Here is a 14,153-nt window from a genome sequence, read left to right as displayed (position 1 = left end):
CAAAATTTTGTCGCAATCCCAACCCCACGCCGAAATAGTGACAGCAGTAAAATCGAATCCATCCTCTCCGGTATCCCACCATCCCGGCCAAGCCGTTAAAATCGCAATATATAGTGTTTGGACCACCGACCCACACCCTACCGAATGGTTAAACGGCACCTAATTTGCAGAGAGCTTTGCAAGCTCAGAGTTTACTTAAAAGGTGATTCTGCCACGGACCTTCCGTTCAGTTAATCCCTTGTAAAAAATAGAATAATTTTTAAAGAAATGGAGGCCGCCTTTCGATGCCTTGTCCTGAAAACGGTACCACTCCCCAAACAGCCTGCAATTACAACTCAAATTTAAGATTGGGGCATCGCCCCAAAATTTTCACTCGGGCAGGGACATTCCCTTTCCACTGGTGGTCGTTATGTCTTCTCCTGGTGTTTTCCCTTTGGTGCTTGGGCGCCTCAACGGCCTTCGCTGCACAAGTATCCCTGTCCTGGCAAGCCAAGAGCTCTCCGGTTCCCGATGGCTATTGCGTTTATCGTCGGACTCAGAGCAGTCAGTACGATTATCGATATCCGGCCTGGACAGGGCGTGCCACCTCCACCACGATTACCAATCTCAATGACAATACGACCTATTATTTCATCGTGCGCTCTTTCAAAGGAAGCGAGGAAAGCGACGATTCCAACGAAGTGGCCTTTCACTCCAGTTCGTCCGGCGGTTCATCCACCTCTACGACATCACCAACGACCTCGACCAGCGGAACGAGCACCGTCATTATCGACGATGGCAAATCCGGGACCTCCGCGGTTGGCACCTGGAAGGCTTCCGGCGGCACGAACCCCTATGGCGGCCGATCGTTGTACAGCAAAGCATCGGGGACCAGCTACACCTACCAGTCTTCATTGAGCGGCAGTTACGAGGTCTCCATCTGGTGGACCGAATACAGCTCACGCTGCTCGAACGTGCCCGTAAAAATCTATGACGGCAGCGACCTGTTGGAAACCGTTTACGTGGACCAGCGTGACGACGGCGGCCGCTGGAATTACCTGGGCAATTACGATTTCTCGGGCAAGGCCAAAATCGTCGTGGAATCCCGCTCCAGCACCTGCACCACCTGTGCGGATGCGGTTGAGCTGACCAAAGCTGGAAGCGCCGCGACCGGCGGCACAAATGTCGTCGTTGACGACGGCAAATCCGGAACCTCGGCGATCGGCACCTGGAAGGCTTCCGGCGGTACGAACCCCTATGGCGCCCAATCGTTGTACAGCAAACAATCGGGGACAAGCTACACTTACCAGTCCGCGTTGAGCGGCAGTTACGGCGTCTCCGTCTGGTGGACCGAATACAGCTCGCGGTGCTCGAATGTGCCCGTAAAAATCTATGACGGGACCCGTCTTTTGGAAACCATTTACGTGGACCAGCGTGACGACGGCGGCCGTTGGAATTATCTGGGCGACTACGATTTTTCAGGTACGGCCAAAATCGTCGTGGAATCCCGCTCCAGCACCTGCACCACCTGTGCGGATGCCGTCCTGTATTCAAAATAGGGGTTGGATTGCCCCGCTTCGCCCCGTCTCCGGTCACTGACGCCTGCATTTGCATGGGCACCGCTGCCCCCTCAGTGACCGGAGCCCCTTCAAATCAAACACTCAGCAACCCCTTGACCTGCCTTTGTAAAAAGCGATAAAAGTCAATTGATCCAATTGACCGGTGAACTCGTAGACATCGCAGAGGCGTCATGCCAGCCTATAATATTTCCTGAGAAAGCATCCGAATCCATGAAAGCCATTATCCTCGCCGGCGGTTCCGGCACCCGCCTCTATCCCCTGACCCGCTCCGTCAGCAAGCAGTTGCTGCCGATCTACGACAAGCCCATGATCTACTACCCTTTGTCCGTGCTTATGCTGGCCGGCTTCAGGGACATACTGATCATCTCCACCCCATACGACCTGCCCAACTTCGAACGGCTTCTCGGCGACGGCTCCCAGTGGGGCTTGAATTTTTCCTATGCCCAGCAGCCGCATCCCGAAGGCCTGGCCCAGGCTTTCATCATCGGCCGGCAGTTCGTCGGCGACGATCCTGTCAGCCTCATCCTGGGCGACAACATCTATTACGGCCACGGCCTGACCGACCAAGTCCGCAGGGCCGCCCGAAAAACATCCGGCGCCACCGTATTCGGTTACTGGGTCAAGCAGCCGCAGCGCTACGGTGTGGCCGTGTTCGACGAATCCGGCAAAGTGACCGACATCGAGGAAAAACCCCAGGCGCCAAAATCCAATTGGGCCATCACCGGGCTCTACTTTTACGACAACCGCGTGCTGGACATCGCCGCCGGTCTCAAACCCTCCCAACGCGGTGAACTGGAAATCACCGACGTGAACAACACCTACCTGCGCATGGGTGAACTTTACGTCGAAAAGCTCGGCCGGGGAATTGCCTGGCTCGACACCGGCACCCACGAAAGCCTGATGCAAGCCTCCAACTTTATCGAAACCATAGAACAGCGCCAGGGATTGAAAATCGCCTGCATCGAAGAAATCGCCTACCGCATGGGATACATTTCGCCCGCCCGGCTCGAAGAACTGGCCGAACCCCTTTGCAAAAACAGCTACGGCAGCTATCTGTTGGACATCCTGAAATACGAATTCAAGTAGACCGCCTCGATAATGACGGCGATCTAAACAGACCGGAATTCACTTTCCCCGTCACCCCAACGGAATCCGGGATCCAGTATTTTCAATAGGTTCTGGATGCCGGCGTTCGCCGGTATGACGCTTATGCGACTTTTTGCAGGACGCTTCCCTTTTTTCCCCATCCCAGACTATAGAAGCCCGTCCCATAGAAATAAAACTACACACAGAGACTGTAATTGTGAATTTAACTACATAGCTTTTGGATCTCCGCGGGCAGTCTCCTCAACTCTCCTATCCAAGCAACCAACTGTAATAAATATAAAATAAACCATTTATGCCAACCTGAGCAAATATGGCACTTCCTATGCTATACGGCTAAGTGCGTCCATCTGATTAAACAATAGCAAGTAATTTTCTTATACCAAATTGAATGGTTGATGCTGCATCATGTAGCTTCTGGGGGGTTGGGATGGGTAAGAAGTTTAAATTGATTTTTATGTTAGGCACATTGTTTATGGTGATGCTGTTCTGTGTGAGTGGTGCAGTACCCACCACCATTCCCGAAAAAAGCCTACTGCTGGGAATCTCAGAACCCGTTAAAATGTTAATGATCGGTTTTGGTCTCATCGGATTCGGGACTTTGTTGAAAATATCTAAAACCAGATAGTGAGTTTTTATCAGGGCTATGTGAATCGCTCGATATCGATGGCTGAACGGTAAAAAGGTCGGTGCCAGGCGCGTGGCGCCTGGCGGCGTTGGGATTGGAGGCGTGCTGTAGTAACAAACGGCTTGTGTGAAACTGGCAATTCAATAATCAATATACTCGTTCCAGCCCCTGAAAACCCAATCGATGGTTTTTTGGGGGGGTGGAGTTTTATGTGCCAAATTGCCTTTGCCAGCAAAAATATATGTGTATCGATCCTTTTCCTCGTTCCTAATTCTCCTCTGATTCAAGTCTAACGAATCGTCGCTCAACCAGGCTTCTTCACGATGGCACAGACTTACACATATCCGCTATCAGCACCACTCTAAATCCCACCAAAAAGTTGGTTGAGAATAGCCTCGATATCCGCGACCCGTCATCAAGGTCGCCTGCACCCGGTCCCGATGTCCACGACCAGTCATAGGGGTTTGTTGAAAATGAGGGTTGGTTGAAACTGGCCCCGATGCCAGCGACCCGTCTTCCCGGCGAACGCCGGGATCCAGAACCCGGGCTTGTTGCTGTTCCAGAGTATTTGCTGGACTCCGGCGTTCGCCGGAGTGACGGGGCAATAATAGTCGCCGGGGTGACAGTGCAAACAACACCACGGTGTGGATAAAATTTCTCTCAGCCAAAGATAATTTATTCTAAAAAGTGGTATCGTTTTACATAATCGTAAAACCCAAAAACAGAAAAAATGTGGCGACCCAACCTTATCTAATTCCCTTCGATGCCGATAATTAACTATAATTACATATAAACGCGATTTGGCAGAAAATCACGGGAATCGAATCGAAGCGGAATCGGATAACAGGCATATTACTTGCTGTAATACCATCGATTGTTGAGATGGCCACTGGAGTAAACAGGCCTGAGCGACCCTAAGACCAACTTAATCGAAGACGACCGGACAATGACAGCTACCAGGCAAACCTGCAATTTCAGGCACTTTACAAGATTCCATGAAGTCGGATGTCAGCCGGTAAATCGGATCATACCCTCGGCTCCAAAACCAGCCGGCACTCAAAACAAGACCATGGCCGACGACATTTTGTCACCGGTTGGGCCCAAGGTCGTCAGGCTTCAACCTGATCCGGCCCTGCCCCCGTGGCCAGAAAACACGCCCACGCGAAGCCCCGATGCATGCCATGGCGAATTTGCCGCCCATCGCGTCTCTCGTAATCCGACAAATCCGCCAACACTGCGGAACTATTTAATATCAGATGGCAAACCATGTTGAACGGGATGAATCCATATGGTATTGTTTCCAAATCCTTAAGCAGCGCTTATCCGCATCCAAAGCAAGGTTGAGCCATGAATGAGACCAACGAAAAATCGACATTCAAAATAACACCGGAATTCATCCTCGAACTGGTTCTTCGGCGGCGGTGGCTGATTCTGATTCCCTTTTTTCTGGCGTTGATCGCCGGAATCTATTTGTCCATAACCCTGCCCAAAATATACGAGGCCAAGACCCTCATTTTGATAGAACCCCAAAGGGTGCCCCAGCAATTCGTGCAATCCATCGTGACCGTCGACCCCGGCGAGCGCATCAACACGTTGTCTCAACAGATCCTGAGCCGCTCGAATCTGGAGAAAATCATCAATGACTTCAGTTTATTTAGCGAACCGCCGCAAAGAGATCTCTTCACGGAAGAAAAAATCGACATTCTGCGCAGACAAATCACCATCGATGTGATTTCCGATCACAGAAGAGGCACGGACGCTTTTTCGATCACCTTTAAAGGCAAGGACCCGAATAAGATCGCCAGTGTCGCCAATGGCCTGGCCTCCTATTTTATAGACGAAAATTTGAAGGTCAGAGAATCCCAGGCAATAGGAACCAGCGAGTTCCTGGATTCGGAATTGTTGTCAATGCGATCCCGCCTCGAGCAACTCGAGGAAAGCATGAAAGAGTATCGCAAAACCTATATGGGAGAGCTTCCGGAGCAGCTCGAAACCAATCTGCGTATTCTGGATCGCTTGCAGGAGAACCTGAATGATCAGCAGCAAAACCTCAGGGACGCCCGCGCCAGGATCTCGGATCTGAGCAATCAGGCCTCGGCGAGAAGCCAATCCGTGGTGGTTATCGGCGAGGGCACAAGGCCTGCTGAAGGTGGCGCCAGCCTCGAGGAGCTGAAAGAACAGTACGAGAGTCTGAGGTCAAGGTATACGGAAAAGCATCCGGACCTTTTAAGAACAAAAAAGCTCATCGAAGAACTCGAAGCCAAGCAATCATCCGAGGCAGCGGATGGAAACAGCCAACTGCCGCAAAGCGCATCGCTCTCTCCCGAGTTGCGACGCCAGATCGGTGACGCCCGTAGAGAAATCCAACTCGCTGAAGGCGAAATTGTGAATTTGAAGAACCAGATCGCCGAATACCAGAAGCGGGTGGAGAACACCCCCAAAAGAGAACAGGAGCTATTGGGGCTGAGAAGGGATTACCAAAATATTCAAGCGTCCTACGATTCCCTGCTGAGCCGGAAATTGGAAGCCGATATTGCCGTCAACATGGAGCGTAAACAGAAGGGCGAGCAATTCAGAATCATCGATTCCGCAAAAGTACCGCAAAAGCCGGTTGCGCCTGACTTGCGCAAGCTCTTTCTGATGGTCGTCGCCGTGGGATTGGGCATCGGCGGTGGAGCGGCATTTCTCCTGGAATATCTGAATACCTCACTTCGAAAACCAGACGATGTGGAGACGTTTTTCGAATTGCCGGTGCTCACCTCGATCCCGACCGTCTTTCGTCCCAAACAGATACTCTTTAGAAAACTCGATGTCGCAGGGAGTATCGCTTTTTCGATGATCACCCTGGCCTTCCTGGCGGTTTTCGCATTCGTATGCCTCCGAGGGCCGGAGCAGTTGGTGGGTGCCGTAAAGAAGTTGTTACCCATGGGTTAGTAACACTAAGGCTTTACATTAAAACCCGGGTTAACCGGATCAGGATACAACATGGGCAAAATATTCGACGCCTTGGAAAAAGCGGGCAAATCAATGGAGACCGGACGGAACAAATCCGTGGCGGAGCGCAAGCCGAAAGCCGAAAAGACCGGCAACGGCAACGTGGTGCCGCTCGCCACCCACAAGCAGCCGCTGCCGTCCGCGCCGGAAGGCATCGATCCCAACCTGGTCACGCTGCACAGCCCCCAATCCGCGGAGGCAGAGCTGTTCAAGGTGCTCAGAACCAACCTGCTGTTTCCTTCCGCCGGCCGGCCGCCCAAAAGCATCATGGTCACCAGCGCCCTGCCGGGAGAGGGAAAATCATTTGTCTGCGCTAACCTGGCGGTCAGTATCGCCAAGGGCATAGAAGAGCACGTGCTGCTCATCGATGCCGATATCCGCAAGCCCACGATCCACACCATCTTCGGATTGGAGCCAACCAGCGGGCTGAGCCAGTATCTGGTCACCGGATCCGACGTGTCCAAGTATTTCGCCAAGTCGACCGTCCCCAAGCTTACGATTCTGCCGGCCGGGAAGCCGCCGGAAAACCCCACGGAGCTGTTGACCACCCAGAAAATGAAGGCGTTGCTCGAAGAAGTGGCCCAACGGTACGAAGACCGCTACATCGTCATCGACTCGGCCCCGCCGTCCCTGGCCACAGAGACGGCTGCCATCGCCAACTACGTGGACGGCATCATCATCGTCGTGAAAGCCGGCCGGACGCCCCGCAACGCCGTTTCGGAACTGATCGAACAACTCGGAAAAGAGAAAATCTTGGGCATTGTCATGAATCACTCGGATCACACCGTCAAAAAATACTACGGCTACGGAAAATCCTATTACAAATCAACACCAGAACAACCCACATGAACGGAGACACCGGCCGACAAAGATTCTTCACTTAAAACCTCGAACTTAAAAAAATCCCTATGCTGCGAATATTCAAACAATACTACCCCATACGCAATGCATTGTTCGTTTTTGGAGAAGGGATCGCCATCTTTACTTCCGTGATCATTGCGACACGGCTGCTTTTAGGAGAATCATTCGGCATTTTCGAGTACACGCTATTGCTCAAAGCCTTGCTCATCACCATCACCTGCCAGGTGTGCCTGTTTTACAACGACCTCTACGATCTAAAAATCACCGACACCCTCACAGAATTGAGCATTCGCCTGCTTCAGGCCCTGGGGGCCTCGGCCATCATACTGGCCTTGATCTATTTCACCTTCCCGGTGTGCATGATCACCGAGGGCATATTCATCATCAGCACGGCCATCGTCATCATCATGATCGTCTCCTGGCGCATCGGGTACACCAAGATACTGAACCGAGGCCTGTTCAACCAAAAGATCATGCTGCTGGGCTCCAGTGACATCGCCAGGGAGATCTTTGCACAGGTCACGGATAAGAAAGACTGCGGCTATCAAATTACGGATATCGTTACCCGACATGGCTGGGACGGTCAAAAAGCAGGCCAGAGGACCAACGTCATCCGCCAGGAGGTGTACGAAAATATCTGCGAACTGGCACACCAGTCCGGGGTCCGGAAGATTATCGTGGCCTTGAAGGAAAAGCGTGGATTCCTGCCTGTCAAAGAACTGCTCAACTGCCGTGTTCAGGGCATCGAAATCCTGGAGGGCAACACCTTCTACGAAATGCTGACCGGCAAGCTCACCGTCGAATCCATCAACCCCAGCTGGCTCATCTATTCCGAAGGTTTTCATAAATCGAAAGCCAGAAGGCTGATAAAACGGACAACGGATCTCATTGTCGCCTTTCTGATGCTGATCGTTCTGGCACCCTTCATCGCCGTCGTGGCCCTGATCATCAAACTGGATTCCAAGGGTCCTGTCCTTTTTTCTCAAGAACGCGTCGGTGAAAACCGAAAACCCTACATGGTGCACAAATTTCGTTCCATGGTCAGCGATGCCGAAGCCATGACAGGCCCTGTGTGGGCCCAGGACAACGACAGCCGGATTACCCGAGTCGGCCATTTCATACGCAAATGGCGGGTCGACGAATTGCCGCAGCTGTGGAACGTGCTCAAAGGCGAAATGAGTTTCGTCGGCCCCAGACCCGAGCGGGAACATTTCGTCAAAGAGCTGGAGGCCATCATCCCCTACTACGGCGAGCGGTTTACCGTAAAACCCGGCCTGACCGGATGGGCCCAGGTCAGCTACGGCTACGGCGCCTCGGTGGAGGATGCCATCGAAAAGCTGAATTACGATCTTTTTTACATCAAGAACATGTCCACCCTGATGGACTTTATGATTATCGCAAAAACAGTTAAGACCGTCATCTTCGGTCACGGAAGATGACACCGCCATAACCTGAAACCGGCGACCCCCCGCCGCCGGCTGCAATCCCAACAACACCGCCGAATCGGTTCAAATGGAATCGACCAGGCGGAGCTGTATCAAAGAACCAGCGATCATCTATTCCATAGTAATGATCCTTTAAACGCATTACCGATGGATTCCTGATAACACTGGAATCAGGTTTTACCGTCTTCCCGGACCTTGGATCGTGGTCCGGGGCAGGCTTTCACCCGGCATCCAGTCCCAGCCCCGTCATGCCGGCGAACGCCGGCATCCAGAACCTTTATAAATTCTGGAACCCAGCTGAAATGCCTAAGCCCGGCTTTAATTCATTTGTCATCCCGGCGAAAGCCGGGATCCAGAAAAAAAGTCCCAGTTCATCTCCCCCCACCAATCAACCCCAGGGAGGCCGAAACCATGCAGCACATCAGACCCCCGCAATCCAAAACCGCCGTCTTCGCCATCCTGACCCTGCTTCTGACGGCAAACATCCTCTACGCCCAGGACCAGAGCCTCTCCACCGACGAATACCGCATCGGCAAAGGCGATATCCTTGAAATTGTCACCTGGAAAGAACCCGACTTTTCCAGGGAAGAAATCGTGGTGCGCCTGGACGGAAAAATATCCTTCCCCTTGCTCAACGACGTGCAAGCGGCCGGCAGAACCACCACCGAGCTGAAAAGCACCATCGAGAAGGCATTAAAAGAGTACGTCTCGGCACCAACCGTCACGGTCACCGTCACCAACGCCGCCAGCCAGCGCTTTTACATCCTGGGCGAAGTCGTGAACACCGGCGAGTACCCCCTGACCAAAAACCTTACCGTCCTGCAGGCCTTTGCCCTGGCCGGCGGGTTCACCGAATGGGCCTCCAAAAAAGAGATCATCCTCTTCCGCCAGGTGGACGGCAAAGAAAAGGTGATCCGCATCAACTACAAAGATATTGTCAACGACAAAGATTTCAGTCAGAACGTAAAAATCCTGGCCGACGACACCATCATCGTTCCATAAAATCGATTTTATCGAAAGGAAACCACGGTGAATCCAAAGCGGCTGACCCATCTGATCCTTCTGACACTCATCGCCATCATGTCCTTGACGACCAGCACAGAGGCCGCCCAATTCCTGTTCAGGCCGGAACTGATCGTCAGCGGCGAATACAACGATAACATCTACCTGACCCCGGACAACGAACAAGACGATTTCATCACCACCGCGGGTCTCGGCCTGACCGGCCAGATCGTCGGACGCACGGCTGGCCTGGAACTGAACTACACCCCCACCTACAGCACCTTTGCCGACAACTCGGACCTGGACTACTGGCGGCACAGCGCGCGGCTGCTCGTCTACAAACAGCTTGGCCGCAACACACGCTTCGAGTTCGTCAACGACTACCTGGAAACCGAAGATCCCTTGGATGAGGCGCCGGATTACACCCCCGATGACCCGACCCAAGGCGCGCCCATCGAAGCCGATCCCAACCGCCGCGGCCGCAGCCGCTACCGCACCTACAGCGCCGACGCATCCTTACGGCACCAGTTCGGCACACGCGACAACATCGAAACCGCCGTCCGCTTCAACTATCGTGAGGACATCGACACCCCGATCGGCGAAACGGCCGAAGACTACAACGAGGTGAGCCCTCGGATCGGCCTGGAATATTGGTTCACCCAGCGCTGGGGAGTGGAGGCCGACGGATTCTACTCCAACAGAAGCTACGACGAACGCAACGACCGCGAAGAATACACCGGCTACATGAGATTGCTGCATGCCTTCACCCGCCATGTATCCGGCTACCTGGAATACCGGCACACCGAACTGGATTTCGACCGCGACGAAGATCCGGCTGCCGATATCGACTACAAGCTCTATGAACCGGCCATCGGGTTCAGGTGGGAATTCCAGGAGGACGCCCGTTTCACCCTGTCCGTCGGCTACCTGTTCCAGGATTTGAAAGGCGTGGACGATGAAGACGATTACGGCTGGCTGGTCAACTCCGAAATCGCCAAACGCTGGTCGTTCCGCAGAAGCTACCTGGAACTGATCGGCGGCAGCGGCTATCAGATCGCAGACAGGGGCGTCGAGGATCTCGGCCTCAACATTTATTACACCGGCCGCGCAACCATCGGCTACAATTTCTCGACTCGTGCCATCGGCGAATTGTACGGCGGCTATCGCTACGACGAATATCCGGACGAGACGCCGGAAAGGGAAGACCAACTCTGGGATGCCGGCGCAACCCTCAGATATCAAGCGCTCCAATGGATGAACATCGAGCTGACCTACAGCTACAGGGACAGCCAATCCGACCTGGTCACCGAAGAATACGTAGAAAACCGTGTTTTCCTGGGCGTCGTAATGGCCCCCGCAACCCCATTCCGCCTGAATTGATCCAAATTGACAGTCTCGTAAAAATCTGCAAATCACCGCAGAGGCGCGGAGTTCGCAGAGGCGTCATGCCGGACTCGATCCAGCATGCAGTCCCAACCCCGTCATGCCGGCGAAGGCCGGCATCCAGAATTCTGAAATACTGAACCCCGGCTCCCCCCGGCATGACGATCAAAAGAACCAAAAGCAAGAAGACCGAATCAAACCAAGCGCATCCACCCACAAACCCCCAATGCATTTAACCAAACAAACCGACATCCTGCTAACCATCGACGTCGAAGACTGGTTCCAAGTGGAAAACCTCCGCCCCTGGTTCCCACCCCACACATGGGAACACCAGACCTGCCGCGTGGAAAACAACACCATGCGCCTGCTCGACCTGTTCGACAGCTTCAATCCAGCCCCCAAGGCCACCTTCTTCTTGCTCGGCTGGATCGCCAGAAGGTTCCCATCCATGGTCCGTGAAATCCAGTCCCGGGGCCACGAAGTCGCCTCTCACGGAGAGGGCCACCTGTTAAATGCCCACCTGGACGAAGCCACCCTTCGCCAGGATCTTGAAATCAGCAAGAAACGCCTCGAAGACATTACAGGCACAAGCATCCACGGCTATCGTGCCCCCAATTTCTCTATAAACGATCAAATCTTAACCCTGATCAAACAAGCCGGGTACACCTACGACTCCAGCTACAACTCCTTTGACAAACACGGCCGATACGGCAAAATCAGTACCAACGGATCCCCAAGAAAAGGCATTGCCATCAAGCTCGAAGAAAAATTCACGGAGCTGCCAATCAGCAACTTAAGTATACTGAACCAAACCATCCCCTGGGGCGGCGGCGGCTATTTCCGTCTCTATCCCCCGGCACTCTTTACCAAAGGCGTCCGCAGAATCCTATCCAGGCAAAACGCCTATCTCTTTTACATGCACCCCTGGGAGATCGATCCCCAACAACCCAGGGTAGGAACCGGCAGAATGGAGCAAGATCGCAGGGTGGATATAGTCAAGCAAATCCTCCAGCGCTGGCGCCACTACCTGAACTTAGACAAAACCCAGCAGCGCCTGAAAAATCTCCTGACCCAATTTGAAACATCCAACTTCATAACCTGCACCCAGTACCTGAAAAACTTGATGGATTCGTGAAAAGTACGGAATTCGCTTTTACCGTCATCCCGGCGAACGCCGGGATCCAGAAAAAAACACAAATAGGCCCCCAAATGCCAAACAAGCCCTTCTCCAAAAACCTCCTGGACCTCGATCTGGAACAAGAAGCCCAAAAAATCACCTCCCAGATCCGCGCCATCCTGAGCAAGCAACTCAAACGCCGCGGCCTGGTCGTCGCCCTCTCCGGCGGCATCGACAGCAGCACCTGTTTAGCCCTTGCAGTCAAAGCCATCGGACCGGAACGCGTCTTTGGCCTCCTGATGCCCGAACGCCACTCCTCGGACGACACCCTCGACCTGAGCACCGCCGTCGCAGATACCTTCCACGTCGACCGAGCCCACGAAGACATCTCCGGCATCCTGGAAGCCCTCGGATTTTACAATCGCTACGACGAAGCCGTGCGCCAGGCCATCCCCCAATACGACCACGGCTGGAAATCCAAAATCGTCATCCCCAACGCCACCGAAACCAAAGGCTTCAACCTTTTTTCCATCGTCGCCCAATCCCCGGACGGCACTATCGTCAAGGAGCGGCTCCCGCTCAAAGCTTATCTTGAAATCGTTGCCGCCACCAATTTCAAACAGCGCACCCGTAAGATGCTCGAATACTATCACGCCGACCGGCTCAACTATGCCGTCACCGGCACCCCAAACCGACTCGAGTACGACCAGGGCTTTTTCGTCAAACTCGGCGACGGTGCAGCCGACATCAAACCCATCGCCCACTTATACAAAACCCAGGTCTACAAATTGGCCGCCCATCTCGGCGTCCCCCAGGCCATCTGCCATCGGGCGCCGACTACAGACACCTACTCCATGCCGCAAGGCCAGGACGAGTTTTACTTCTCGCTGCCCTACGACAAAATGGACCTGTGCCTTTACGGCAAAAACAACGGCTATACACCAGATGAGGTAGCACCCACCGTAGACCTGACACCAGATCAGGTGCAACGCGTCTACGACGACATCGACACCAAACGCACCACCACCCGCTACCTCCATCTGCCGGCCCAGCTCATCGAACCAGTACCAGAGATCAAGAATTAGCCACACACAGTAAATTCGTCTGTGTAAGTCCGTGTGTGTCCGTGGCCAATTTCATTTATGGAAATCAATCAACTCACATACCAAATCAACGGAGCCATATTCGAGGTAAACAAAGTCCTTGGGCCAGGCTTTCTGGAGAAAGTATACGAAAATGCGCTCTTGATCGAACTAAGAGAAAGAAACTTGGAAGCGCAAAATCAAGTCCCGATCAAGGTAACCTATAAAAGAAAAATGGTCGGTGAATATTTCGCCGATATAGTGGTGGAAAACAGGGTCATCCTGGAGCTGAAATCTGTCGATCACCTGCAAAAAATACACGAAGCCCAAATCCTGAACTACCTGAAAGCAACACCTTACGAAATAGGCATGTTAGTAAATTTCACCTATCCAAAAGCCCAGATCAAGCGGTTCATCCTGTAGCAAAGTTATCATGTGCTTTTTTTTATTGTGTCCGTGTAAGTCCATGTGTGTCTGTGGCCAATGAAGTCAGTGTGTGTTTTTTTACTTTGTCCGTGTGAGTCTGAGTGTGTCTGTGGCCAATGAAGTCAGTGTGTGTTTTTTTACTTTGTCCGTGTGAGTCTGAGTGTGTCTGTGGCCAATGAAGTCAGTGTGTGTTTTTTCACTTTGTCCGTGTGAGTCTGTGTGTGTCTGTGGCTAATAATATCAGGAGCATAAAATGACCGAGATCAAACAAAAAATCAAATCCTTCATCCTGGAAAACTTCCTCTTCGGCAACGACGAAGGCCTGACCGACGACACCTCCTTCCTGGAAGAAGGCATCATCGACTCTACCGGTGTCCTCGAACTCGTCACCTACCTCGAAGAGGAATTCAACATCAAAATCGAGGACGACGAACTCATCCCCGAAAACCTCGATTCAATCAACAACGTCACCGCCTTCCTCCAAAGGAAAGCCAACCCCGAACTCAAAACCGCCGCAATAGGCTAACCCAGCATCTGATATATCGATGGAAT

12 protein-coding genes are annotated in these 14,153 nt (G+C 52.9%); all 12 read left to right on the top strand.

Annotation, left to right across the window (positions count from 1 at the left end):
* Nucleotides 1-440: 440 nt before the first annotated feature.
* The 12 genes from DFT_RS13225 (at nt 441) to DFT_RS13170 (ending at nt 14,127) form a co-directional block, all read left to right on the top strand.
* Complete coding sequence (locus DFT_RS13225; RefSeq protein WP_054031643.1) at nt 441-1,538, top strand: golvesin C-terminal-like domain-containing protein; 1,098 nt, start codon at nt 441-443, stop codon at nt 1,536-1,538.
* A gap of 231 nt (nt 1,539-1,769) precedes the next feature.
* Nucleotides 1,770-2,645: a glucose-1-phosphate thymidylyltransferase RfbA gene (gene rfbA / locus DFT_RS13220; RefSeq protein WP_054031642.1), complete on the top strand. Its 876-nt coding sequence runs from the start codon at nt 1,770-1,772 to the stop codon at nt 2,643-2,645.
* 448 nt (nt 2,646-3,093) lie between these two features.
* The gene (locus tag DFT_RS13215; protein ID WP_054031641.1) at nt 3,094-3,291 is read left to right on the top strand and encodes a hypothetical protein; all 198 of its coding nucleotides are present in this window, start codon (nt 3,094-3,096) and stop codon (nt 3,289-3,291) included.
* A 1,347-nt stretch (nt 3,292-4,638) separates the two neighbouring features.
* Nucleotides 4,639-6,225: an XrtA system polysaccharide chain length determinant gene (locus tag DFT_RS13210; protein WP_054031640.1), complete on the top strand. Its 1,587-nt coding sequence runs from the start codon at nt 4,639-4,641 to the stop codon at nt 6,223-6,225.
* 51 nt (nt 6,226-6,276) lie between these two features.
* Nucleotides 6,277-7,134: a polysaccharide biosynthesis tyrosine autokinase gene (locus DFT_RS13205; RefSeq protein WP_054031639.1), complete on the top strand. Its 858-nt coding sequence runs from the start codon at nt 6,277-6,279 to the stop codon at nt 7,132-7,134.
* Between the two features lie 59 nt (nt 7,135-7,193).
* Nucleotides 7,194-8,585: a TIGR03013 family XrtA/PEP-CTERM system glycosyltransferase gene (locus DFT_RS13200; protein WP_054031638.1), complete on the top strand. Its 1,392-nt coding sequence runs from the start codon at nt 7,194-7,196 to the stop codon at nt 8,583-8,585.
* Nucleotides 8,586-9,002: 417 nt separating this feature from the next.
* Complete coding sequence (locus tag DFT_RS13195) at nt 9,003-9,593, top strand: polysaccharide biosynthesis/export family protein (RefSeq protein WP_054031637.1); 591 nt, start codon at nt 9,003-9,005, stop codon at nt 9,591-9,593.
* A 27-nt stretch (nt 9,594-9,620) separates the two neighbouring features.
* The gene (locus DFT_RS13190; RefSeq protein ID WP_054031636.1) at nt 9,621-10,973 is read left to right on the top strand and encodes an outer membrane beta-barrel protein; all 1,353 of its coding nucleotides are present in this window, start codon (nt 9,621-9,623) and stop codon (nt 10,971-10,973) included.
* Between the two features lie 229 nt (nt 10,974-11,202).
* Complete coding sequence (locus DFT_RS13185) at nt 11,203-12,111, top strand: DUF3473 domain-containing protein (protein ID WP_054032459.1); 909 nt, start codon at nt 11,203-11,205, stop codon at nt 12,109-12,111.
* A 74-nt stretch (nt 12,112-12,185) separates the two neighbouring features.
* Entirely contained in the window at nt 12,186-13,178 is a 993-nt protein-coding gene (gene nadE / locus DFT_RS13180) for an NAD(+) synthase (RefSeq protein WP_054032458.1), read from the top strand.
* A gap of 57 nt (nt 13,179-13,235) precedes the next feature.
* Nucleotides 13,236-13,598, top strand: a complete 363-nt coding sequence (locus tag DFT_RS13175) for a GxxExxY protein (RefSeq protein ID WP_054031635.1) — start codon at nt 13,236-13,238, stop codon at nt 13,596-13,598.
* A 256-nt stretch (nt 13,599-13,854) separates the two neighbouring features.
* The gene (locus tag DFT_RS13170; protein WP_054031634.1) at nt 13,855-14,127 is read left to right on the top strand and encodes an acyl carrier protein; all 273 of its coding nucleotides are present in this window, start codon (nt 13,855-13,857) and stop codon (nt 14,125-14,127) included.
* Nucleotides 14,128-14,153: the final 26 nt, after the last annotated feature.

It is taken from the genome of Desulfatitalea tepidiphila, from assembly GCF_001293685.1.
Taxonomy (GTDB): Bacteria; Desulfobacterota; Desulfobacteria; order Desulfobacterales; family Desulfosarcinaceae; genus Desulfatitalea; species Desulfatitalea tepidiphila.
This window is presented reverse-complemented; position numbering and strand designations above follow the sequence as displayed.

Bases quoted from the DNA above. Each gene is read 5' to 3' on its own strand.
- rfbA (WP_054031642.1), top strand. From the start codon at position 1,770: ATGAAAGCCATTATCCTCGCCGGCGGTTCCGGCACCCGCCTCTATCCC.
- DFT_RS13215 (WP_054031641.1), top strand. From the start codon at position 3,094: ATGGGTAAGAAGTTTAAATTGATTTTTATGTTAGGCACATTGTTTATG.
- DFT_RS13210 (WP_054031640.1), top strand. From the start codon at position 4,639: ATGAATGAGACCAACGAAAAATCGACATTCAAAATAACACCGGAATTC.
- DFT_RS13205 (WP_054031639.1), top strand. From the start codon at position 6,277: ATGGGCAAAATATTCGACGCCTTGGAAAAAGCGGGCAAATCAATGGAG.
- DFT_RS13200 (WP_054031638.1), top strand. From the start codon at position 7,194: ATGCTGCGAATATTCAAACAATACTACCCCATACGCAATGCATTGTTC.
- DFT_RS13195 (WP_054031637.1), top strand. From the start codon at position 9,003: ATGCAGCACATCAGACCCCCGCAATCCAAAACCGCCGTCTTCGCCATC.
- DFT_RS13185 (WP_054032459.1), top strand. From the start codon at position 11,203: ATGCATTTAACCAAACAAACCGACATCCTGCTAACCATCGACGTCGAA.
- nadE (WP_054032458.1), top strand. From the start codon at position 12,186: ATGCCAAACAAGCCCTTCTCCAAAAACCTCCTGGACCTCGATCTGGAA.
- DFT_RS13175 (WP_054031635.1), top strand. From the start codon at position 13,236: ATGGAAATCAATCAACTCACATACCAAATCAACGGAGCCATATTCGAG.
- DFT_RS13170 (WP_054031634.1), top strand. From the start codon at position 13,855: ATGACCGAGATCAAACAAAAAATCAAATCCTTCATCCTGGAAAACTTC.